Annotated in this window: 20 protein-coding genes; 6 read left to right on the plus strand and 14 right to left on the minus strand. The window is 31.4% G+C overall.

The window, feature by feature from the left end; translation table 11 throughout:
* Together WC223_09430 and WC223_09435 are read right to left on the minus strand one after the other, a co-directional pair.
* Positions 1-647: peptidylprolyl isomerase (locus WC223_09430; protein ID MFA6924460.1), on the minus strand; the 647-nt coding region annotated here is incomplete at its 3' end.
* A 140-nt stretch (positions 648-787) separates the two neighbouring features.
* Positions 788-2,026 carry an ABC transporter permease gene (locus tag WC223_09435; protein MFA6924461.1) on the minus strand — a complete coding sequence of 413 codons (1,239 nt, stop codon included), beginning with the start codon at positions 2,024-2,026 and terminating at the stop codon, positions 788-790.
* A gap of 128 nt (positions 2,027-2,154) precedes the next feature.
* Here WC223_09435 and WC223_09440 point away from each other — a divergent pair, with 128 nt between their 5' ends.
* Together WC223_09440 and arfB are read left to right on the plus strand one after the other, a co-directional pair.
* Entirely contained in the window at positions 2,155-3,804 is a 1,650-nt protein-coding gene (locus tag WC223_09440) for a hypothetical protein (GenBank protein ID MFA6924462.1), read from the plus strand.
* 142 nt (positions 3,805-3,946) lie between these two features.
* Positions 3,947-4,351 (plus strand): alternative ribosome rescue aminoacyl-tRNA hydrolase ArfB, encoded by a 405-nt coding sequence (arfB, locus tag WC223_09445; protein MFA6924463.1) that lies wholly within the window; start codon positions 3,947-3,949, stop codon positions 4,349-4,351.
* A 40-nt stretch (positions 4,352-4,391) separates the two neighbouring features.
* Here the strand turns inward: arfB and infB are convergent, their stop codons facing one another.
* The 3 genes from infB to rimP form a co-directional block, all read right to left on the minus strand.
* A complete protein-coding gene (infB, locus tag WC223_09450; GenBank protein MFA6924464.1) occupies positions 4,392-7,241 on the minus strand; it encodes a translation initiation factor IF-2 in 2,850 nt (949 codons plus the stop codon).
* 108 nt (positions 7,242-7,349) lie between these two features.
* The gene (gene nusA, locus WC223_09455) at positions 7,350-8,585 is read right to left on the minus strand and encodes a transcription termination factor NusA (GenBank protein MFA6924465.1); all 1,236 of its coding nucleotides are present in this window, start codon (positions 8,583-8,585) and stop codon (positions 7,350-7,352) included.
* 11 nt (positions 8,586-8,596) lie between these two features.
* On the minus strand, positions 8,597-9,046 hold the full coding sequence (gene rimP / locus WC223_09460; protein ID MFA6924466.1) for a ribosome assembly cofactor RimP: 450 nt from the start codon (positions 9,044-9,046) through the stop codon (positions 8,597-8,599).
* A 138-nt stretch (positions 9,047-9,184) separates the two neighbouring features.
* Here rimP and WC223_09465 point away from each other — a divergent pair, with 138 nt between their 5' ends.
* On the plus strand, positions 9,185-9,700 hold the full coding sequence (locus WC223_09465; protein MFA6924467.1) for a gamma carbonic anhydrase family protein: 516 nt from the start codon (positions 9,185-9,187) through the stop codon (positions 9,698-9,700).
* Positions 9,701-9,862: 162 nt separating this feature from the next.
* On the opposite strand, the gene WC223_09470 is transcribed toward WC223_09465, so the two are convergent.
* The 5 genes from WC223_09470 to uvrA form a co-directional block, all read right to left on the minus strand.
* Positions 9,863-10,384 (minus strand): OmpH family outer membrane protein, encoded by a 522-nt coding sequence (locus WC223_09470; protein ID MFA6924468.1) that lies wholly within the window; start codon positions 10,382-10,384, stop codon positions 9,863-9,865.
* A gap of 19 nt (positions 10,385-10,403) precedes the next feature.
* Positions 10,404-10,967 carry an OmpH family outer membrane protein gene (locus WC223_09475; protein ID MFA6924469.1) on the minus strand — a complete coding sequence of 188 codons (564 nt, stop codon included), beginning with the start codon at positions 10,965-10,967 and terminating at the stop codon, positions 10,404-10,406.
* Positions 10,968-11,272: 305 nt separating this feature from the next.
* Entirely contained in the window at positions 11,273-12,925 is a 1,653-nt protein-coding gene (locus WC223_09480; GenBank protein ID MFA6924470.1) for a thrombospondin type 3 repeat-containing protein, read from the minus strand.
* Positions 12,926-13,007: 82 nt separating this feature from the next.
* The gene (locus WC223_09485; protein MFA6924471.1) at positions 13,008-13,724 is read right to left on the minus strand and encodes a TIGR00730 family Rossman fold protein; all 717 of its coding nucleotides are present in this window, start codon (positions 13,722-13,724) and stop codon (positions 13,008-13,010) included.
* Positions 13,725-13,861: 137 nt separating this feature from the next.
* Positions 13,862-16,684, minus strand: a complete 2,823-nt coding sequence (gene uvrA, locus WC223_09490) for an excinuclease ABC subunit UvrA (protein MFA6924472.1) — start codon at positions 16,682-16,684, stop codon at positions 13,862-13,864.
* 133 nt (positions 16,685-16,817) lie between these two features.
* Between uvrA and WC223_09495 the strand changes: the two genes are divergently transcribed.
* On the plus strand, positions 16,818-17,528 hold the full coding sequence (locus WC223_09495; protein MFA6924473.1) for a hypothetical protein: 711 nt from the start codon (positions 16,818-16,820) through the stop codon (positions 17,526-17,528).
* A gap of 67 nt (positions 17,529-17,595) precedes the next feature.
* On the opposite strand, the gene WC223_09500 is transcribed toward WC223_09495, so the two are convergent.
* Positions 17,596-18,714, minus strand: coding sequence for a glycosyltransferase (locus WC223_09500; GenBank protein MFA6924474.1), 1,119 nt, complete (start codon positions 18,712-18,714; stop codon positions 17,596-17,598).
* 45 nt (positions 18,715-18,759) lie between these two features.
* Entirely contained in the window at positions 18,760-19,413 is a 654-nt protein-coding gene (locus WC223_09505; protein ID MFA6924475.1) for a heterodisulfide reductase-related iron-sulfur binding cluster, read from the minus strand.
* A gap of 184 nt (positions 19,414-19,597) precedes the next feature.
* On the opposite strand from WC223_09505, the gene der reads away from it, so the two are divergent.
* Positions 19,598-20,902, plus strand: coding sequence for a ribosome biogenesis GTPase Der (gene der / locus WC223_09510; protein ID MFA6924476.1), 1,305 nt, complete (start codon positions 19,598-19,600; stop codon positions 20,900-20,902).
* A 5-nt stretch (positions 20,903-20,907) separates the two neighbouring features.
* On the opposite strand, the gene WC223_09515 is transcribed toward der, so the two are convergent.
* A complete protein-coding gene (locus WC223_09515) occupies positions 20,908-21,183 on the minus strand; it encodes a hypothetical protein (protein ID MFA6924477.1) in 276 nt (91 codons plus the stop codon).
* 141 nt (positions 21,184-21,324) lie between these two features.
* Between WC223_09515 and WC223_09520 the strand changes: the two genes are divergently transcribed.
* Positions 21,325-21,711: a helix-turn-helix transcriptional regulator gene (locus tag WC223_09520; protein ID MFA6924478.1), complete on the plus strand. Its 387-nt coding sequence runs from the start codon at positions 21,325-21,327 to the stop codon at positions 21,709-21,711.
* Positions 21,712-21,863: 152 nt separating this feature from the next.
* Here WC223_09520 and hemA read toward each other — a convergent pair whose 3' ends face one another.
* Complete coding sequence (hemA, locus tag WC223_09525; protein MFA6924479.1) at positions 21,864-23,138, minus strand: glutamyl-tRNA reductase; 1,275 nt, start codon at positions 23,136-23,138, stop codon at positions 21,864-21,866.
* Positions 23,139-23,230 lie beyond the last annotated feature (92 nt).

Genomic DNA, 23,230 nt, shown 5'->3' on the forward strand with positions numbered 1-23,230 from the left:
TAAGCAACAGTTTCAAAAGGATAAACCATGTTGAAAACAGTGAAATAGCCAAGGTCGCCGCCATTACCTTTTTTTAACGAACTCATTTTTGAAGCAGGTACATCTTTAGCTGTATAATCATCGGAAACTTCTTTTGCAACAGTTGAAAAATCTTCTCCTTTTAAAATTCTTTCTCTGATTTGCATTATTTTATTGTAAGCGGCAAGCGTATCTTTGGGAAGAGCTTCGGAAATGCAGTTAATTAAAATATGACTTGCTCTTATTTTTTTCTTCATTCTATCATAAGCTTCATTAATAAGTTTATCGTTTGCTTCTTTATCAGCAAGATATGGCTGTGCCAATTGTTTGCGATAACCGTTAAGTTCGCTGACAAAACTTTTGGTGGTGTCATAACCAAGCTCTTCGGCTTCTTTTACTTTCAATCTAAAGTTTATGTACATTTCAAGATAATCAGAAATGCTTTCCTGTTTCAAGTCGCTACCTTTATTATTATTTTTCAGGTAAACCGCCATAAACTCCGATTTAGTAATGGGCTTTCCTGCGATTGTGAGAAGAACAGGGTCGTTATTTTTTTGCTGTGCAAAAACAATAACAAAAAAAACTGATGTAAATACAGATAAAAAAAATCTTTTACTATTTGCTTTCATAATATTTATATGTTTTTAAAAGAGATGTAAATTTATTTTAATTTTCTATTTTCCAAAAAAAAATTAACAAATATTAACTAACGTTATGTAAAATGTGAATTGATACTTAACATAGAAGTCAAAAATATATGTATTATTATTTATTCATAACGCAATGACTCGATGGGGTCTAAGTTAGATGCTTTTGCTGCAGGATAATAACCCGAAATCAAACCAACCCCAAAACACAAAACAATTCCCGAAAAAATCCATTTCCACGGAACAATAAAACTGCTTCCTATCAACAATGAAATCATATTTCCTATAAGTATTCCAAGTATTATTCCCAGCATACCTCCCATCTGGCAAATTACAATTGCTTCAACAAGAAATTGTCTTTTTATTGTACTTTTATTTGCACCTGTTGCTTTTCTAATTCCAATTTCACGGGTTCTCTCTGTAACCGATACAAGCATAATGTTCATCAATCCTATCGCAGCACCAAGTAAAGTTATAAATCCGATAATTGTTGCTGATATAGTAACACGCTTTATGTTATCTATTAACATTTCGGCGATATTATCACTTTTGGCAACTTCAAAATTGTCTACTTGATATATACTTAATTTTCTGATATTGCGAAACAAGCCCGTGGCTTCACTAATCGCAGGTTTAACTTGTTGCGGGTTATTTACTCGTACTGCAATAGTATACGATTGGTCGGGTTGAGGAAAATTCCGGCGTGCATTATTCAATGAAATGAAGCAAATTCGGTCGCCGCTAAAGCCGATGCTTGAACCTTTTTCTTTAATCACTCCGATTACTTTATACTTTCCGTTTCCAATTTCAATTACTTTATTTAAAGGATTTTCTTTTCCAAATAAAGTAGAAGCAATTTCGCTTCCTATAACTGTTACATTATTGCCTAATATATATTCCTGAGGACTTAAATTTCTGCCTTTTTCAATTTCATATCCCCGGTTATAAAAATTATTTTCAGTAGCACCTATTAAACCTACATTAGGATTTGTTTTTTTCGACTGATATTTAACGGTAGTTGCACCCGATGCAAGAACCGATACTGAAACACTTGCAGGAAATTCAAATGCTCCAATAAAATTCATTGCTTCGTGATAAGTTATTTTAAGAAATATTTTCGGTTTTCTGCCTCCATGTCCAACATGAATGTTCATATCACTTCCGCGAATAGTAAAAGAATTTGCTCCGAGACGTGAAAAATTACTGCTTATTGAAGATTTTATGGATTCTATTGCAGTGAGAATTCCTACAAGCGCCATAATACCAAAAGCAATGATAAGCACTGTCAAAATAGTTCTTAGCAAATGGCTTCTAACGGAATTTAATGCAATTCTGATATTCTCGAACAAATGAAAACTCATAAATTTGAAAGCTAATTGAAGCGGGAAATTAAGTTGTAAAATTAAAAAATATTTTATCCTTACAAACTTTAATTTCAAATTCACGTAAAACTATTTTTTGATTTCTTTTTGATATATTTTAATATTTAATGAAAAAAATAATTATTCTTCTATTATTTCTGATTTCTGCTAAATCTTATTCTCAGGAAGTTTATACTTCCATTAGCAATACAGCTATTTACGAATTTTTAGATGAACTTGCAAACGGCAAAATAATTTCATTAAACTCTGCAATAAAGCCATATTCCAGAATTTATATTGCAAAAAAACTTAAGGAAGCAGATGAAAAAGGATATGCGCTTAATAAACGCCAGAAAAAAGAACTTGCTTTCTATCTGAAAGATTATGGAAAAGAATTACCGGGTTTGCAAATGAACATTTTTTTAGGGAAGCATTTCATTAAAAAGTTTTCAAAAGATACTGCATACAAAAATGTAAAAACAGATTTATTTTATTATAAAGATTCTATTTTCACTTTAACTATAAATCCTGTTTTGGGATACAAATATTTTTTAAATGAAAACGGTGATAATTATCATCGCTGGAACGGTGCGGAAGGATATGCATACATTGGAAAACATCTTGGTGTATATTCAAGCTTGCGTGATAATTATGAGAGCGAACTTTTTGCAAAAACACAATATTTGATTCAGCAACAAGGTGGAATATTCAAGTTTGATGGAAAAGGCGGCGATTTCGAAGAAGAACGCGGCGGTATTATCTATTCGTGGAAATGGGGTTCAATAGGAATTTTAAAAGACCAATTTACATGGGGAAATAATTATAATGGAGCAAATATATTTTCGGACAAACCACCTTCTTTTCCTTTTATTAAACTTCATTTAAACCCTGTCAAATGGCTCGATTTTACGTATATTCATGGCTGGATTGTTTCTGATGTGACAGATAGTTTAAGAAGCTATAAATTTATGTATGGCACCAGAACAGTTATATATCCTAAGTTTCTTGCCGCAAACATACTTACAATTACTCCTGTTAAGTTTTTAAATATTTCTATTGGGAATTCTATAATATACAGTGATATTGGCGTTCATCCCGGATACCTCATTCCCGTTATGTTTTACAAAGCTGTTGACCACAGCTTAAATACTATGTCTAATAATACCGGACAAAATGCACAAATGTATTTCGACATAAGTTCAAGAAATATTAAAAATCTGCATTTATACACTTCGTTCTATGTTGATGAAATTTCTATCAGAAATATGTGGAATGACAGCTTACAGTCAAACTGGCTCAGCGGGAAATTAGGTTTCAGATTAAGTAGTTTTCCAATAAAAAATCTTTCATTTATTGCTGAATATACACGTTCAAATCCTTTTGCCTACAGGCATTTTATACCAACTACCACTTTCGAATCAAATAAATACAATCTCGGATATTATTTAAAAGATAATGCCGAAGAATATTATTTCTGCTTACGTTATAAACCAATAAGAGGATTAACAACCGATATTTCATATACCGATTCGAAAAAAGGACCCGAATATGTTTATACAGGAACAGCAAAAAATGGATTAGGATTGCCTTTTATGAAAAATGTTGAATGGCAAAGCAAAGCTGTATCCGTAAAAATAAGTTATGAATTGATAAATGATGTTTTTTTATCTTTTGAATATATAAACAACTTTATAACCGGCAATTATTTAAAATACAATCCCGAATTCTATTGGGGCAATACCAACACTTATGTAGTCGGAGCTAATATAGGGTTCTAAATTAGTTTTCGGTTTAATGTTTAAAGTTTAGGAATTTTTTGTTTGTGCTGATAAATAAAAAAATCGGCATTAGAATAGTTGTGCTTAGTTTGTTACTTTGCACTTTTTATGCAGTCATTATAAAAAAACTTAATTTTAGTTTGTGAATATCAAAGGAATACAATTCGATTCGGAGTTTCGTTTTAAAACTTCACGAAGCAGTGGCGCTGGAGGACAAAACGTAAATAAAGTTTCATCAAAAGTGGAACTTGATTTTGATATTATAAATTCTGCTTTGCTTACCGAAGAGCAAAAACAAATCATTCTGCAAAAACTCACGAATAGAATTTCAAAAGAAGGAATATTGCAGGTAATTTCTCAAACCGAGAGAAATCAATTAGGAAATAAAGAAATTGCTATAAAAAAGTTTTATGAGTTACTCAATAAATGTTTTATTGTACGTAAAAAACGAAAACCAACAAAACCTTCCAGAAGCTCAAAAGAAAGACGTTTAGAATCCAAGAAACGAAATGCGGAAATTAAAAAATTAAGAAAAAAAGATTGGTAGCTCCCTTTGCAATCGTAGTGTAAAAAAGTAATATAATTTATTACAATTTTGCTTTAACTTCAATTTCTTCGTATCCTTCAATAATATCGCCTGCTTTAATGTCGTTGAAATTGGCAATATTCAATCCACATTCATATCCCGAAAGCACTTCTTTGGCATCATCTTTAAAGCGTTTTAAAGAAGCAAGAACGCCGGTATGAACAACAATGCCATTGCGAATCAGACGGATTTTGGTATTCCTGTTAACTTTTCCATCAAGAACATAACAGCCTGCCACGTTACCTGTTTTAGTAATATTGAAAACTTCTCTTATTTCGATATTGCATGTAATTTTTTCCTGTATCTCCGGTGATAGCATACCTTCCATAGCAGCTCTCACTTCTTCAATTGCATCGTAAATAATTGAATAATTTCTAATATCAATTTGTTCCTGCTCGGCAAGTTTTCGCGCATTCAGCGAAGGGCGAACCTGAAAAGCAATAATAATTGCATCGGAAGCTGATGCCAACAATACATCAGATTCGGTAACCTGTCCAACGGATTTATGAATTACACTTACCTGTATTTTCGGAGTGGATAATTTCAGTAACGAATCTGAAATAGCTTCTATTGAGCCGTCAACATCACCTTTAACAATTATATTAAGTTCCTTGAAATCACCAATGGCAATTCTTCTTCCGATTTCATCAAGTGTAATGTGTTTCTGCGTTCTTATGCCTTGTTCTCTTTGCAATTGCTGCCGTTTATAAGCAATATTTTTCGTTTCTTTTTCATCTTCCATTACATTGAATTTATCACCTGCCTGCGGAGCACCGTCCAAGCCGAGAATAAGTACCGGAGTGGAAGGACCTGCTGTTTCAACTCTTTGATTTCTTTCATTGAACATCGCTTTAACTCTGCCAAAATGATAACCTGCTAAAACTATATCTCCGATTTTAAGTGTTCCTGATTCAACTAATATAGTTACAACATAACCTCTTCCTTTATCAAGTGTGGATTCGATAACCGTGCCAACAGCCATTTTCTTAGGATTAGCTTTTAAATCCAGCATTTCGGCTTCGAGAAGTACTTTCACAAGTAATGAATCAATGTTAATTCCTTTTTTTGCCGAAATTTCCTGAAATTGATATTTCCCTCCCCAATCCTCAACAAGAATGTTTACATTAGAAAGCTCTTGTTTTATTTTGTCAACATTTGCATTTGGTTTATCAATTTTATTTATCGCTATAACAATTGGTACACCGGCTGCCTGTGCATGATTAATGGCTTCAATTGTCTGAGGCATAACACTGTCATCGGCGGCAACAACCAAAATAACAACATCGGTAACTTTTGCACCTCTTGCACGCATTGCTGTGAAAGCTTCGTGACCGGGTGTATCAAGAAATGTTATTTTTTTCCCGTTCTCCAAACATACTTCATAAGCACCTATATGTTGAGTGATACCGCCTGCTTCACCTGCAATAACATTGGTTTTCCTTATATAATCTAATAATGATGTTTTGCCATGGTCAACATGTCCCATAACTGTTACAATTGGTGCTCTTGGCTTTAAATCTTCTTCTTTGTCTTCTTCAGTTTTTATTGATTCCTGAACTTCCACACTCACAAACTCCACTTTATAACCGAATTCTTCAGCAACTATTGTCAATGTCTCAGCATCGAGCCGCTGATTTATGGAAACAAACATTCCTAAATGCATGCAGTTTGAAATGATTTCGGTAACGGGAACATTCATCATTGTTGCCAGTTCATTGGCAGTTACGAACTCGGTAACTTTAATGATTTTCTTTTCGATTTCCTGTTTTTCCTGTTCTTCAATATTTTTTTGACTTACTTCTTCACGTTTTATTCTTCTGTATTTTGAAGTTTTTGATTTTCCGGTACCACTTAATTTTGCAAGAGTTTCTTTTATTTGTTTTTGAATTTCCTCTGCGGTTGGTTCAACTCTTACTATTTGTTTTTTTCTCTTGTCTTTAAAATTATAGGTACTTTCCTTATGATGTTTTTCCCTTTTTTCCTGAGTTCCGGCCAAATCAACTTCTTTATGTTTCTTCCATTCTTTTTTTATTCTTTTTCTTTTTTTCCTTTTTGAAGGGTCAAAAGGATGAGAGGGAGATGAGCCTGCAAGCTTTTTTTGTTCTTCGGTTTTTTCAACAGGCAACTCAATTTTTCCAAGTATTGTGGGACCTTCAAGTTTTTTTATTTCTGTTTTATAAAGTATATCCTCCACTTTTTCTTCAATCTCGGGGATAATCTCAATCTCAGTTGGAGTTATTGTTTCTTTATTTTCAACTTCTATTGGAACTTCTGCCGTTTGCCCGTTTTCATGAATTGTGGGTTCTTCCTCTTTCTTCTTTTTATCTGATTTTTTTTCTTTTTCTTTTGTTCCTCTTTTTTCTTTTTTTAATTCTATCTTTCCTACAATTTTTAAATTTATTTCGTCAATTTCCTTATCCTCGTATTTGGAAATTTCTTTTGGTTTTTCCTTTTTTTCTTTGCTTTTTGTTTCTGTATCTTCTTTGGATTTTGTAACAGTTTCTGTTTTGCTGTCTTCTTTTGCGGAAGTTTGTTGCGTTGATTTTATAAGTAACTCTTTTGATTCAATTTCATTGTTAACGGAGGGGGCTTCAATTTTGTTGTCATCAATAGTAATGGTCTCTTTTCTTGCAGTTCCTATAGATATAAGTTTTGACTTTTCTTTAACGGATTTTTCGGATTGAAATTCTGCAAGCAGAATCTCATAAGTTTTCTCATCAATTTTTGCATTGGGATTGTTATCAACCTTATGCCCTTTTCTTATAAGAAATTCAACAATAGTATGCATTCCAATATTTAACTCTCTTGCAACTTTACCAAGCCGTTTAACTTGTATATTCTCTTCGGTCATATAAAATTTATTGTTACTTGTTTTTTAATTTATATTATCACTGCAATTCAGCATCAAATAATAATTATACAAATGTATTACTTTTATTTTATAAAAAAGTTTATTAACCTATTCGAATTCTTCTTTTAAAATTTTAACAACTTCCTTGATAGTTCCTTCTTCAAGGTCGGTGCGTTTTACAAGGTCATCCACGCTCATTTCCAAAACACTTTTTGCAGTGTCGCAACCAATGGCTTTCAATTCGTCAATTATCCATTCGTCAATTTCGTCACTGAATTCATTAAGGTCAACATCTTCAACATCGGGTTCAGAATCTCTGTAAACATCAATTTCGTATCCTGTAAGTTTTCCTGCTAACTTTATATTAAACCCTCCTTTGCCAATGGCGAGTGAAACCTGATCGGGTTTTAAGAAAACTTCAGCTTTTTTATTTTCTTCATCAATTTTTACCGATATGATTTTCGCAGGACTCAATGCTCTTGTAATAAACAATGTTAAATTGTTTGTGTAATTAATTACGTCAATATTTTCATTACGCAATTCACGTACAATTCCGTGAATTCTTGAACCTTTCATTCCAACACATGCACCTACAGGGTCAATTCTGTCGTCATAAGATTCTACTGCTACTTTTGCTCTTTCGCCCGGCACCCGTACTATTTTTTTGATTGTTATTAAACCATCAAACACTTCGGGAACTTCCGATTCAAACAATCTCTCAAGAAAAGCAGAAGATGTGCGAGAAAGAATGATTTGGGGATTATTGTTTTTCATATCCACTTTTAAAACAACCGCTCTTATTGTATCTCCTTTTCGGTAAAAATCAGTTGGTATTTGTTCCGATTTGGGAAGTATAAGTTCATTTCCTTCATCGTCAATAATCATAATTTCTTTTTTCCATACCTGATATACTTCGCCGGTGATAATTTCTCCGACTCTGTCTTTATATTTTTTATAAATGGAATCTTTTTCGAGTTCCAGAACTCTCGAAGCAAGGTGCTGACGTAATGAAAGAATAGCTCTTCTTCCGAACTGATTCATGTCAATTATTTCGGAAACTTCTTCACCGATTTCAAAATCGGGTTCGATTTTTATTGCATCGGAATAAGCAATTTCTGTATTAGGGTCTTGTAAAGCACTGTCTTCAACAATTGTTCTTGAATGCCATACTTCAAGGTCGCCTTTATCTATATTCACAACAATATCGAAATTGTCGGTTGAACCGTATTTCTTTTGAATCATGTTTTTCAGAGTATCTTCAAGAATACGCATCATTGTAACACGGTCGATGTTTTTTATATCTTTAAATTCTGCAAATGATTCAACTAAATTCAGATTTTCCATTTTATTTTAATTTAAAATTTTATAAATGATTTGGTTTCTTTAATGAGTTTATATGGTATATTTTGAGTTTCGGTACTAAATTTATTTTTGGCTTGCTTTTTCATAACCTGAATTTCAATGCCGTTTTCATCGGCTTTTAATAATTTTCCTGTTCGTTTAATTCCATCATAACCAACAACACTGACATCTTTATTAATATTTTTCAAATACTGCCTGAAAACTTTAAACGGCTGGTTCAAACCCGGTGATGAAACTTCAAGTTCAAAATCTTCATTATCTCTGTTAAGTTTTGTTTCAATAAATCTGCTTATTTCAGCACATTCGCCAATGGTTATATTTTGAACACTGTCGAGTGAAATTAAAATTTTATTGTTTGATGAAATCTTAACATCCACAATGAATTTATCACTTTCTTTTATTTTTTCTTCAATAATATTTTTAACATTTTCGATGCTGAGCATAAAATTTTGTTTAAAACAAGAGGGGACTTTCCGTCCCCTCATTTTATATCTTTGCCTTTAAGAAATGCAAATGTAAGAATAAAAATTAATATTATCAAAATTTTAATTAAATTTGTTTTAATGATTAATGAAAAACTTATGGCTTTAATAAAATCAATAAAAGGGAATACGCCTAAAATAGGAAACAACTGTTTTCTTGCCGATAATGCAACTTTAATCGGAGAAGTTGAAATAGGTGATAATTGCAGTGTTTGGTTTAATACGGTTGTGAGAGGCGATGTGCATTCCATAAAAATAGGAAACAATGTGAATGTTCAGGATGGCGCTGTAATTCACTGCACATATAAAAAGGCATCTGTGAATATCGGTAATAATGTTACAATTGCACATAATGCAATAATTCACGGCTGTACTATTAAGGATAACGTTCTCATAGGTATGGGCGCCATAATAATGGATGGAGCGGTTGTGGAAAGTAATTGCGTTGTTGCTGCCGGTTCGGTTGTTCTAGAAAATACAACTATTGAATCGGGAAGCGTTTATGCCGGTGTTCCTGCAAAAAAAATAAAATCAATAAGTAAAGATTTAATGGAAGGGCAAATAGAACGCATTGCAAAAAGTTATGCAATGTATGCAAGCTGGTATGATAAATGAGAGATTGAAAAAGTTTGTTATTTGCAGTTAGAAGAAAATAACTTTAGGTTTATGAATACAAATTAAAAAATATCGAACATCGAATAATGAATATCGAATGTCGAAGTTTTTACCGATGACTATTGACTTTGAACTGAAAACAGGAAACCGAAAACTATAAACTTATTTTATAAGTCCTAATTTTTTCTTCACCAGAGTTGTAATATCATCGCTTTTGTCGCTATATAATACTGCGCCTACCGATTGACTTGCATCAAAAACATAAGTGTATCCGTTTTCTTTAGCAACATCTTCGATTGCTTTTTTTGCTTTATCAATAATAGGAGATAAATATTCATTTTGCTTTTTCTGAAGCTCTTCCTGTGAATTTTGCTGGAATTCCTGAATTCGCGATTGAAGTTCGCTTAATTCTTTTTGTTTAGTTTGTTTAATCAAATCAGTATATTCTTTTTCTTTGCTCATGTATTCGGTATATTTTGTCTGCAATTCGGCTTCCATGGCTTTTAACTGTGTGTCAAGGGTTTTAGCAAGAGTTTCAATTTTTGTTTTAATCGAATCTCTTTGTGGCATTGCTTGTAACAATTCTTCTGAATTGATATGACCTATTTTTTGCTTTGTTTGTGCCGATATGTTAGCAGCAGAAAATAATAAAATCAAAATACCGGCTGCAATTAATTTTCTCATTTTTATTTTTTTTAAGTTATTAATAATTATTTTTTTGTTTATTTCCTTCTTTATTAGTATTGAATGTTCCGGGTTTGTATCCAAATTTTTCCAAAACCTGGTCGCTTAAATCGAGTCGGGGATTTGAATATAACATTATTAAATCACCTGATTTATCAAAAATAACCATATAGTTTCCGGTCGTTGCTATTTCATTTATTGCATTGTAAACTTTATCCTGTATGGGTTTAATAAGTTCCTGTCGTTTTTTAAACAAATCACCGTTATTTCCGAATCTTTGTTTTTGGAGGTCTTTAGCTTCTTTTTCTTTTTTGATAATTTCTTCCTGACGTGATTTTTTTATTTCTTCCGGTAACAAAATCTGTTCGGCTTGAAAAGCTTTATAAAGTTTATCTATTTCGGCAAATTTAGCTTCAATTTCTTTTTGCCAATCAATGGATATTTGATCCAATTGGGCTTGCGCTGCATTGTATTCAGGCATATTTTCCAGAATGTACTTTGTATCAACATAAGCAAACTTCTGGCTGAAAGTTGACATGGTTGAAAAAACCACTAATGCTAATATTAAAAGTATTTTTTTCATTTTTAAAGTCCCCAAAATTAGTAATAAAAAATTAATAACAAATTATTTATTTTACAATAACGCAAAATTCATGCAAATTTATATAAAATCTTAAATATTTATATTTTCATAAAATAAAAAAAACAGCAATAATTGAATATTGCTGCCTTTTAATATACTTAAAATTGCTAAATGGTTGAATTGTTAAATTGTTGTTTCTATCTTTTTTATGTATTGTTTACTTATAGAAATTTATCAATTAAACAATTTTGTTTCAGCAAAAAGTTAAATTTTTAACCGTTTGCAGTATTAAATAAAGATTTAATTTATTTTCCTAATTCCTTTATTGCTTCTGCGATAGTAATTCTTACACCATCTTTATAAGGTGTAACAAATGAACCAACATCAATTTTCTTTTTAAATTCATCATTAAATTGCTTTGCCTGTTCATAACTATCGAATGAGCCAATAGCGTATTTGTATTTATCTTGCTGTAAACTTATGAAAACTTCATCAAGAATATTATAATTGAAAAGGAAATAACTTCGGCTAACTTTATACGATGATGAGCATATCTGAATTCTGTAAACTATTCCTTTTTGTGATTCTGAAATTTCTGTAACTAAAGGTGCTTTTTGCCTTATAACCCCTTCAGTATTTTCTCTTATTTCATTTTTTATAACGATGTATTTTGATTTAAGTTCAAAAACATTATCATCATAATAATTATTTTCTATTGCAGGTGGATGTTTTTTATATGATGAGTAAGTAACATTTTCTCCTATACCTGTTGGATATAATACAAGCACATCATTTTGGGTGTTGTCAATGTTATATCTTCCGCTTGCAATTAGAGAATCCCTTATATACATTTGATATAGCAATGAATCTGTAAGAGTAACTCCATTTTCATCAACTATAGCTTCTTTTGGTGTATTTGGTTCTTTATCCAAATAATCAGGAACGCCATCTCCATCTTCGTCAAGAGGACATCCTTTTTCATCAACTTTTACTCCTTGGGGTGTTTCGGGACATAAGTCATTAATATCTTTCACACCATCTCCGTCGCTGTCAATAATATCTAATCCGGTAAAATCAACATTTGCATAATATTTATCTTCAATTTCTCTGATTGATTTACCACTCAGGTTATACTGCAACGAAATACCTGAAAACATAAATCCGTCTTTATGATTGCCTGCTGCGTAACCGTCAATGTAATCACTGTTTGCATGGTAATAAGCCATTGTAAAATTAACTTCAACCTTATCTGATAATTTGTACTTTAATCCCCATCCCATTTGTAATGTCAAACAAATTTTGCTGAATGAATTTTCATTGTCTAATTTAGTTTCGTATTTGTAATCTCTTTTTATTATGTTTCCTGTTTGAGGATTACTTTCGTCATATTCCATGTCTCTTATTGAACCATCAGGCCAGTTAAAATATAATTTTCCGTTTGCGTCTTTAATGTCAGTGTATGGATTAAAAGTAAGAAAACCAATTCCTGCAAAAACAAATGGTGCAAATTTTGATTTTTTATTAATTATAATGTCATTATCAAGGTGAATGTATGCATTTGCATTTATTCCGAATGTATTTGTTTCAAAATTCAGGCTTCTGCCGCCTTTTCTTTTTTCACTGTCTGATAATTTGCCATCAATTAAGTTTAAGGCAATACCAACAACATTAAATCTTTTTTCAACAAAAAGGTTTATTCCTTTACGAAAATTTGAATTAATACTAACACCTTGTTTTTTTTCACCTAAATCGCCGTAAAAAGAAGCAATATAAGGTCCAAATCCTACTGAAGGCAGCTTATATATATCATAACTGTCTCCTTCTTTTTCTTTATTGATGGTATCTTTTTTAATTTTTAAAGTATCGCTTTCGCTTTTTTGGGCAAAAGAATACTTGATTATCAAAATAGAAAAGAAAAGAAGTAAGTATTTTTTATTAAAAAAAATAATTTTTGACATTTTGCAAAATATTTTAGTTTATCAATTTTCTTATACGCTATTACCATTTGTAAAGTTACGAATTAAGATATTGTTAAAAAAATTAAAAATTGGGTTTAAGCATATATTTGTTATAAAACTTATTAATCAGATTTATTGCTTCATCGGGAGTGTCTACAATAGTAAATAAATCCAAATCATTTTTAGTTACATTTTTTTCTTTCAAATAAACGGTATTTTTGAGCCATTTTGAAAGGTCGTTCCAGTATTCTTTGACAACTAATATTATTGGAAATCTGGCTATTTTATTAGTTTGAATAAGTGTAATGGCTTCAAACATTTCATCGAGAGTTCCAAATCCACCGGGTAGTGCAATAAAGCCCTGTGAATATTTCATAAACATCACTTTTCTTATAAAGAAATAATGAAAAGAAACAAGTTTATCAGAGTCAATATACTTGTTGGGATTTTGTTCAAAAGGCAAGTCAATATTCAATCCCGCGGATTTTCCTCCTGCCATTTTAGCTCCTTTATTCGCAGCTTCCATGATGCCGGGACCGCCACCTGTTATTATGCCATATCCATTTTTTGTTAATTTGAAAGCGATTTCTTCTGCCATTTTATAATACTTATGTTTTGGGTCTGTGCGTGCAGAGCCGAAAACCGTAACACATGGACCTATAGCAGCAAGTTTTTCAAAACCTTCAACAAACTCGGCAATTATTTTAAATATCTGCCACGAGTCGTTACTTTTTTGCTCACTCCAGCTTCTGTGTACAAAAGCATCCCTGATTTTTTCTTCACCATCAAATTTTATCATATATCAATCTTTGATTTAATAATACAAAACTATCAAAATTTGGTCTAAAATGCAAATGGGAACATAAAGTATTTAGTTACTATTGGTAACTTATTTGTGAAACTTTTGGCAGGAAAATGTTTTTATCTCACAAGAATTTATTTTAGAACCAATTCTTTTTTCAAAAATTGTGCAGTATAACTTTTTTTGTTTTCAGCAATTTCTTCTGGAGAACCTTCGCAAATAACATAACCTCCTCTGTCACCACCCTCCATGCCCAAATCAATTATATGGTCGCATGATTTTATGATTTCCATGTTATGTTCAATAATTATTACGGTATTTCCCTTGTCAGCCAAACGATTTAAAACATCAAGCAGTATTCTTATATCATCAAAATGGAGTCCGGTTGTTGGCTCATCGAGTATGTAAAGTGTTTTTCCCGTATCTTTCTTTGAAAGTTCAGCAGCGAGTTTGACTCTTTGCGCTTCACCTCCAGAAAGTGTTGTGGATTGCTGGCCAAGTGTGATATAACCCAAACCCACATCTTTGAGGGTTTTTATTTTTTGAATAATAGAAGGAATATTTTCAAAAAATTCAACTGCCTGTTCAATGTTTAAATTAAGGATGTCGTTTATGGATTTTCCTTTGTACCTTATTTCAAGCGTTTCGCGGTTATATCTTTTGCCCTGACATGCTTCACAGTTTACATAAACATCGGGCAGAAAATTCATTTCTATTGTTTTCATTCCGGCACCTTGGCAAACTTCACATCTTCCTCCTTTTACATTAAAAGAAAATCTTCCGGGAGAATAGCCCCTGATTTTCGATTCGGGAAGTTCGGTAAAAAGTTTTCTGATATCATCAAATACTTTTGTATATGTTGCAGGATTTGAACGCGGCGTTCTTCCTATCGGCGATTGGTCTATTTCAATGACTTTATCAACGAACTTAATTCCTTCAATTGACTTGTACGGCAATGGTTTCGTGGTTGCTCTGTAAAAATGATGACTCAAAACAGGATATAAAGTTTCGTTAACAAGCGATGATTTGCCGCTTCCCGAAACACCGGTTATGCAGAGCATTTTTCCCAAAGGAAAACTCACATTCAGATTTTTAAGATTATTTCCGCTTGCTCCGTATATTTTAAGGAATTCACCGCTTCCCTTTCTTCTTTTTTCGGGAACTTTTATTTTTTTCTCACCACGAATATATTGAGCCGTGAGCGAATCGAAATTCTTTAATTTGTCGGGAGAACCTTCTGCAACTATGTTTCCTCCGTGTATTCCTGCTTTTGGTCCTAAATCAATAACATGGTCGGCTGATAAAATCATTTCTTTATCATGTTCTACAACAATAACAGAATTGCCGTTATCTCTGAGTTCTTTGAGATTATTTATTAATTTTAAATTATCTCTTTGATGCAACCCGATGCTTGGTTCATCGAGAATATATAAAACTCCAACTAATTTTGTGCCTATTTGCGTTGCAAGTCGTATTCGCTGCGATTCGCCACCCGACAAACTGTTTGTGTTTCGGTTCAGCGTTAAATAATCAAGTCCTATTTCAAGAATAAAATTAATGCGGTTTTTAATTTCTTTTATTATTTCCTGTGCTATCTTATGGTTTTTTTCAGAAAGGACATCCTCTATATTATTCACCCAGCTTTGCAGTGCAACAATATCAAAATTTGCAATTTCTGTAATATTTTTATTATTGATTTTAAAATACAAAGATTCCTTTTTTAATCTCGCACCGTTACATTCCGGACATTTTATTTTATTCATAAATTCCTGCGCCCATTTTCTCATTCCGCCCGATGAGGATTCATTATTTTGTTCAACAATAAAATTTACTATTCCGTTAAAAGTTAAAGAGTAATTTGTGTAAACTCCCAAAAATTCATTTTTTACTTTGAAGATTTCATCTGAGCCATAAAGTATTATATTCAAAGCATCTTCCGGGATATCTTCAATGCTGGTGTCGATAGTAAAATTGAATTTTTCGCCGATTGCAATAAGCTGGTTGAAAATCCAGTTGTTTTTATAATCGCCGATAGCTGTAATTCCTCCTTTTCTTATTGTCTTTTTTTTATCAGGCATGAGCTTGTTTATGTCAATTGCTGATATTTCGCCAAGTCCGCTGCAATGAGGACATGCACCATAAGGAGAATTGAATGAAAAAGTGTTTGGTTCGGGTTCATCATAAGAAATTCCCGATGTAGGACACATAAGGTGTTTGCTGTAATGTGTTGTTTTTTCTGACTCCTGTTCAAGTATCATCAAAACGCCTTTACCGTATTTCAGAGCAGTTTGCACCGAGCTTTTAACGCGATGTTCGGAATTTTCGTTAACATCAATTCTGTCAATTACAATTTCTATATTATGAATTTTATATCTGTCCACGCTCATGTTTACGGTTATATCACGCATTTCTCCATCAACTCTCACTTTTATAAAACCGTATCTTCTTATTTGCTCAAACAAATCCCTGTAATGTCCTTTTCGGGCTTTAACAACAGGAGCAAGAACAATAATTTTATTATTATTAAATTTATTAAGAATAACTTCAATTATGTGAGCTTCGGTATATCTAACCATTTTTTCGCCTGTAACATAAGAATAAGCATCAGCAACTCTTGCATACAACAACCGTAAATAATCATATATTTCGGTGATGGTTCCCACAGTAGAACGTGGATTTTTATTTGCCGTTCTTTGTTCTATTGAAATAACAGGACTCAGCCCTATTATATTGTCAACATCAGGTCGTTTCAGTTCTCCGATAAACTGGCGTGCATAAGCCGAAAAACTTTCAATGTAGCGGCGCTGGCCTTCGGCATATATTGTGTCAAAAGCGAGAGATGATTTGCCGCTTCCGCTTAAACCGGTAAATACAACCAGCTTATCACGCGGAATGGTTACATCAATGTTTTTGAGATTGTGCTCTTTTGCTCCTTGTATGATTAAATTGTCTGCCAATGGCTGTTATAACTTGAAAAAGTGTGCAAAGTTATGTTTTTTTCAGGAAAGAATTTATATTATTTTATTTTTATTAATAAATAAAGAATAAAAAAATATTACTTTTATACCACGATTTTTAAAAAGAGAAAAAATGGAAAAAGAAATTATAAAAAATAAAATTATTGATTTGCTCGAAAGTATTACCGAACAAACAGAAAACATACTCAGTAAAGAACAAAAAATTCCGCAGATAGAACTTGATATTACTATGAATTATCTGAGAGAACTGTATGAACAGTTCTGTATTCTTAATAAAATCAACAATATTACCGGAGTGGAAAAAACTGATATTGAAGAAAAACGTGAAATAACTAAAGAAATAAAAATCGAAAACAAAAAGATTTCTGAAACAACTGAAATAAAAGAAGAAGTGAAATTAGTTCAACAGGATAAAAAAGAGGAAATAAAAACAACCGGTAAAACAAAAACAACAACACCACTTGATTTGTTTGGTGACAGTATATCAATATTAAAAGACAAATTCCAAACCGAACCTACGTTTAATGATAAAATGTCGGGTGAAACGGAAGATAAAAGAATATTATCAAGAATTCAAAATCAAACATCAAAAGATATTAAAACGTCAATTGGAATAAACGAAAAGTTTTTATTCATAAATGAGCTTTTCGATGGAAACATGGAAGATTACAATGATGCAATAAATTTCCTGAATGAAAACTGCAGTGAAATTTCTGAAGCGGAAAATTACATAAGTGGATTAAGCGAAAAATATAACTGGGATAAAAATAAATCGTCGTTTGGCATTTTGAAAAATCTGGTAGAAAAAAGATTCAAATTGTAAAATAATAGCTGCGAGCTACAAGCTTCGAGCTGCGAGGAAAACATAAATTAACAACAAACCACAAACATTATTTTTTAACTCTTCTCCCTTTCCATTTATATGTTCTTAAATTTCCTGTTAATCCTACGAAAAAAACATAGAAAATATAAAATAATTCTGCGAGGATAAAATACTTAAGTAATGAATTTTTATTGAAAAATTTCGTAACGCTTTTTATGAAAATATAATCAAAAAGTATTTTGATTGCGAAAAGCATAGTAAAAGAATAAAAAATATTTTTTGAAAATACCGATAAAAAGGCAGAAATTAAAATAAATGCATTAAAACAATAAATCAACAAAGCAATTACTATAACCGAAAAATCTTTATATCCGCTGCTTTTAGAAACCCATCTTGTTCTTTGTTCATAAAAATCGCTAAAAGTTTTTTTTGCATTTGTAAATATCAAAGCATTTTCAGATTTAAGAAACATAATTTTATCGCGGAATTTATTTTTAAGAGCAAGCATCAGAAACATATCATCGCCTGAAGTATATTTATCAATATATCCGGTTGAATCAAAAAATGCCTCTTTTGTATATGCTATATTTGCTCCATTGCACAAAATGGGATTTTTTAATAGTGCAGATGCACCCGCAGAACCCGTTAAACTTAAAAATTCAAGTGATTGTATTTTTTCGAAAATATTTTTCTCGTTATGAAAAACAACAGGTAAAATTATCATTTTCGGTTTTTCCTTTTCATAAAAAGAAATAATCGTTTCGAGCCATAATTTTCCCGCAATGCAATCACCATCAGTTGTAATTATTAATTCTCCTTTTGCTTGTTTTATTCCTTCGAGAATTGCTTCTTTCTTGAACGATTTTTCACCTTTAAGTTCAATTAATTTTATTGATATTTCGGAATGTATTGCTTTTATTTTTTCAACTGTTGAATCTGTAGAATTATCATCAATAACTATTATTTCGAAAAAATCTTTGGGATATGTTTGCTCAATTATACTTTGTAAACAATCTGTAATGTTTTCTTCTTCATTTCTTACGGGAATTATGATGCTTGCAAAAGTATTGTTATTGTTGGCAGAAGAAACAAATCCTTTTTCCCTAAGCCATGTATAAATAAATAAGCTGATTAAAAAAATGTATGAAATGCAAAGTATTATTGCTGTAAAATAATAAAAAATCATTTAAGAATTTTTAGAATTATAACGAGAATATTGTGTGTAATATATTTAATGTTTTTCGATGTAATTGTCAAGTTCTTTATGCCATTCATCGGGTTCATAAGTTTTAGTAACCGTTTCATTTGCAAATAGTAAATCTAACAGATATTGTGGTTTTTTTCCGCCAATATAAACCGATTTGATGCAAGATACACAATAAACAATAACATCATCCATAGGCATCTCTGATGTCCGTTTTATCATTTGTTTTTTCACTTCTTCCGTAGAGATAATACCATAAAAACTATCTCCACAACAGATGCTTTTTGTTCTTGTGTTCTTAGGTTCTACTAATGTAATATTCATTTTGTGAATAATTGTTCTTATTGCATTATGTACTCTTTCCTGTTCTCGTGTTGGACAAGCGTCAATAATTGACATGCGTCTGCCATAATAATCCGGAAAAATAAAAAAATCGCTTTCAGCCAGGATTTCCCACAAAGAAATAGTTGAAGTATTTTTATAATCATTTCCAAATCGCTTATCACAACCCGGACAAATATTTATTACTTTAGTCATTGTTGCTAATTGAGGGTCGTGACGACAGCAAATCTGCAATTCATCCATTTCACCTAAATTTTTATTTAGAATTAAATGTAATTTTTCGGCTAACTCCGGTTTATATAACATTAAAGCACATCCCGGTGCAAAAACTGTTTTCATTATATTTCTTCTTTATATTGAAAGTTGTATATATTCATATATATTGTTACAAACAACTTATTTATAAGGTTACCTTTGGTTTTTTAATCTTCCAAATTTAACAATATTTTTAATTCTCCTCAATAATAATTCCCGCATTCAAAAGTCCACAAAAATTACTACCTTTGAACTCTAAATAATAAAAATGTCAGAGATAGTTGCAATAATAGGACGACCGAATGTAGGAAAGTCAACATTTTTTAATCGCATGACTGAAAGCCGCACCGCCATTGTTGATGAAATAAGCGGAGTAACGCGCGACAGAATATACGGAAAAGTAGAATGGTGCGGAAAAGAATTTTCGATAATTGACACAGGAGGATTTGTTGTCGGTTCGGATGATGTTTTTGAAGAGCTTATTCGCAAACAAGCTTCAATTGCAATTGAAGAAGCAAACATAATTCTTTTCATGGTTGATGCCATTGAAGGAATTACGCCACTTGATGAAGAACTTGCAGATATTTTGAGAAAAGCAAAAAAGAAAATTTTTGTTGTTGCAAATAAAGTTGATACTCCCGATAAAATTCCGCTTGCAAGTGTTTTTTACCGTTTCGGACTCGGCGAAATATATACAGTTTCATCAATCAACGGCAGCGGTTCAGGCGAATTGCTCGATGAAATTGTTAAAAATATTGAAGTAAAAAATACGGAGGATGAAGAAGAAATTCCGAGAATTGCCATTGTGGGCAGACCAAATGTAGGAAAATCATCATTGCTAAATTCTCTTATTGGTGAAGAAAGAAATATTGTTACACCTATTGCAGGAACCACAAGAGATTCAATACTTACAAAATATAATAAATTCGGCTATAATTTTTTTCTTGTTGATACCGCTGGCATCAGAAAAAAAAATAAAGTAACAGATAATCTCGAATTTTATTCTGTAATGCGCGCCATTCGGGCGATTGAAAATTCAGATGTAATTCTACTTTTGATTGATGCAACCGAAGGATTGGAATCGCAGGACATGAACATTTTTTCGCTTGCAATTTCAAATTCAAAAGGTGTTGTAATTCTTGTAAACAAATGGGACCTTGCCGAAAAAAACAATAAAACTCTTGGTGAGTTCGAAGAATTTCTTAAGAAAAAACTTGCACCATTCAGTGATGTTCCTATACTTTTTATTTCGGCTCTCACAAAGCAAAGAATAAATAAAGCATTGGAAATTGCAATTAAAGTTTATGAAAACCGCAAACGACATATTTCCACTTCAAAACTTAATAATGTTTTACTTCCGTTAATTGAGAAGTGTTCGCCGCCTACAGTTAAAGGAAAGCAAATACGAATAAAATACATAACGCAATTACCGACACATTCGCCTGCTTTTGCATTTTTCTGCAATCTTCCGCAATATGTCCGCGAGCCATATAAAAGGTATTTGGAAAATAAAATTCGTGAAAATTTTGATTTTTCAGGTGTTCCTATAAAAATATTTTTGAGAAAAAAATAATTGCTTTATATTTCGAAATCAGTAAGCCCTTTATAAAATTTTTTTCTTTCATTTTCATTAATTTTATTTTCCATTACAGCTTTTCTTATTAATGAACCAAGTGTATGCCAATCAAAATATACCCGGTATAACGCAAACTCGTCAGTAATAAAATCATTGTCTCTCAGAACAAATGCATATTCTGTTCTTCCATCTGTATTGTCTCTTATAACCTTTTCTAAACAAAGAGTATATTGACTGTCTTTTGGTTTTACACTTGTTAATCTTATATGTTTTGCCATAAATTTTATTTTTAAACTATTACGGCAAATATAGTAATTATTAGTTTATTTTAATATAATAAAAAATAATTATTAGTTTAATTATTGCAACTGTTAGTTCCTTTAAATAACAATTCTAAGTTGTATTTTTGTTTATATAATATGGATATAAAAGAATTAGGCAAAAAAATACGTCAATTAAGGACGAACAAAAACCTTAGTCAGGAAAATGTTGCTAATGATTTAGGTATTTCAGTCACCGCTTTTTCTAAAATAGAAAGAGGTGAAACTAATATTCCTTTTAAAAGATTAGTGCAGATTTCGGAGTATTTCGGTTTAAAGGTTAAAGATTTTTTTCAGTTAAATGAAAAAAAAGAAAATAAAAATCAATATGTGCAAAAAGAAGAACAATCAAACATTGTAAGTGATACGGAAACAAAATATATAACTGACATTGAAAACCTGAAAAATGAAATAATCCAGCTCAAAGAACTATTAAAAGCAAAAGATGAGATTATCAACTTGCTTAAACAAAACAATCAAACTTAAGAAATTGCCACGATGAATTTAAATTTGATGAAAAAACTTTTGGTTCTATAGTTCAGTATCCCGCAGGTCATGGTGAAGTAAATGAATCCGGTAAATGTTTTGTTTTATCTGACTCAAATTTCTTTGGCAATTAAATTTTTTTTCAGTGTTCATTAATTTTCATTGATTTCCATTGTGAAAGTTTCTTTCAGCGTTTTTGTAATTGAAATTAAATCTTCCTTGGTTGTAGAGTTTTTAATATTTTTCATTATTACTTTAATAAGTTTGTCGGAATAAGAATCGAGCATTTCATTTATTATTTCTTTATGTTTTTCATCTAAATTATCAAGTTCTTTTTTGTATGACGATAATGTTTTTTGTTTCAATATTTCAAGTTCTTTTTTAATTTCAAACATTGTAGGAATAATGAATTGCTTTGAGTACCAATCATAATAATCTTCCGAAATTTCTTCAATTATTTTTTCTGCTTTACCTGTTTTGGATATGCGATAACTTATGTTGGAACTTACAAGTTTATTAATATCATCAATAGAGTAAACAAGATGATTTTCGAGAGTGTTAATTTCGGGAGCAACATTTCGGGGAACTGATAAATCAATAAAAACTTTAATTTTATTTTTTGCTCCTTCTTTTATTTCCAAAAGTTCGTTTTTTTGAATCACGTAATTGTCGGCACTTGTAGAAACAATAATAATGTCATTTTCAATAATTGCCTCATATCTTTTTTCAAAATCAATAACTTTTCCATTAAAATTTTTGGCAAGTTCAAGTGCTTTTTCTTCGGAACGATTGGCAATTGTTATTTTGCAGGTTTTTAACTTTTGCAGGTTTGAAATGGTTAATGAAGATATTTTGCCTGCACCGATAATCAAAACATTAAAATTATTTTCATGTTCAAAAATTTGTTTTATCAATTCAACTGCAAGTGTGGCAATGGAAACAGTTCCTTTGCCTATTTCGGTTTCTGAACGAACTTTTTTCCCGATTTGAATAGCAGTTTGAAAAAGTTTATTCAGCATGCCGTTTGTTGAATTGTTTTCTGTAGCGGTAAAATAGGCATTTCTTAGTTGTCCCTGTATTTGATATTCGCCAATTACCATTGAGTCGAGCCCCGAAGCAACTTTAAAAAGATGCGATACTGCATACTGGCAGTTTTTTTTATAAATGAAAGATGAAAATTTATTAATGGGTATTTTAAAGAATTCGCTCATGAATTTTACAATATCATCAAATCCCTGTTCGATTTTTTCTACCGAAGCATATATTTCAGTACGATTGCAGGTTGACAAAATCACACTCCCTTTGATTGGTGAGTATTTGTTAAGTAACTTATATGCATTCGATAATTTGTCATCAGAGAAAAAGATTTTTTCCCTGATTTCAATATCTGCGGTTTTGTGATTAACGCCAACAACTATGAAATGCATGCAATGAATATTGAAAGTTCATTAACTCTAAAATGTAAAAATAATAAATATTTACAAAAATACTATGTGTATTTTATTAAATTAAAAGATTA

It is taken from the genome of Bacteroidales bacterium, assembly GCA_041671145.1.
Lineage (GTDB): Bacteria > Bacteroidota > Bacteroidia > Bacteroidales > JAHJDW01 > JAQUPB01.

Coding starts and splice junctions, on each gene's coding strand:
- WC223_09435 (MFA6924461.1), bottom strand. CDS start 2,026: ATGAGTTTTCATTTGTTCGAGAATATCAGAATTGCATTAAATTCCGTT.
- WC223_09440 (MFA6924462.1), top strand. CDS start 2,155: ATGAAAAAAATAATTATTCTTCTATTATTTCTGATTTCTGCTAAATCT.
- infB (MFA6924464.1), bottom strand. CDS start 7,241: ATGACCGAAGAGAATATACAAGTTAAACGGCTTGGTAAAGTTGCAAGA.
- nusA (MFA6924465.1), bottom strand. CDS start 8,585: ATGGAAAATCTGAATTTAGTTGAATCATTTGCAGAATTTAAAGATATA.
- rimP (MFA6924466.1), bottom strand. CDS start 9,046: ATGCTCAGCATCGAAAATGTTAAAAATATTATTGAAGAAAAAATAAAA.
- WC223_09465 (MFA6924467.1), top strand. CDS start 9,185: ATGGCTTTAATAAAATCAATAAAAGGGAATACGCCTAAAATAGGAAAC.
- WC223_09470 (MFA6924468.1), bottom strand. CDS start 10,384: ATGAGAAAATTAATTGCAGCCGGTATTTTGATTTTATTATTTTCTGCT.
- WC223_09475 (MFA6924469.1), bottom strand. CDS start 10,967: ATGAAAAAAATACTTTTAATATTAGCATTAGTGGTTTTTTCAACCATG.
- WC223_09480 (MFA6924470.1), bottom strand. CDS start 12,925: ATGTCAAAAATTATTTTTTTTAATAAAAAATACTTACTTCTTTTCTTT.
- WC223_09485 (MFA6924471.1), bottom strand. CDS start 13,724: ATGATAAAATTTGATGGTGAAGAAAAAATCAGGGATGCTTTTGTACAC.
- WC223_09495 (MFA6924473.1), top strand. CDS start 16,818: ATGGAAAAAGAAATTATAAAAAATAAAATTATTGATTTGCTCGAAAGT.
- WC223_09500 (MFA6924474.1), bottom strand. CDS start 18,714: ATGATTTTTTATTATTTTACAGCAATAATACTTTGCATTTCATACATT.
- WC223_09505 (MFA6924475.1), bottom strand. CDS start 19,413: ATGAAAACAGTTTTTGCACCGGGATGTGCTTTAATGTTATATAAACCG.
- der (MFA6924476.1), top strand. CDS start 19,598: ATGTCAGAGATAGTTGCAATAATAGGACGACCGAATGTAGGAAAGTCA.
- WC223_09515 (MFA6924477.1), bottom strand. CDS start 21,183: ATGGCAAAACATATAAGATTAACAAGTGTAAAACCAAAAGACAGTCAA.
- WC223_09520 (MFA6924478.1), top strand. CDS start 21,325: ATGGATATAAAAGAATTAGGCAAAAAAATACGTCAATTAAGGACGAAC.
- hemA (MFA6924479.1), bottom strand. CDS start 23,138: ATGCATTTCATAGTTGTTGGCGTTAATCACAAAACCGCAGATATTGAA.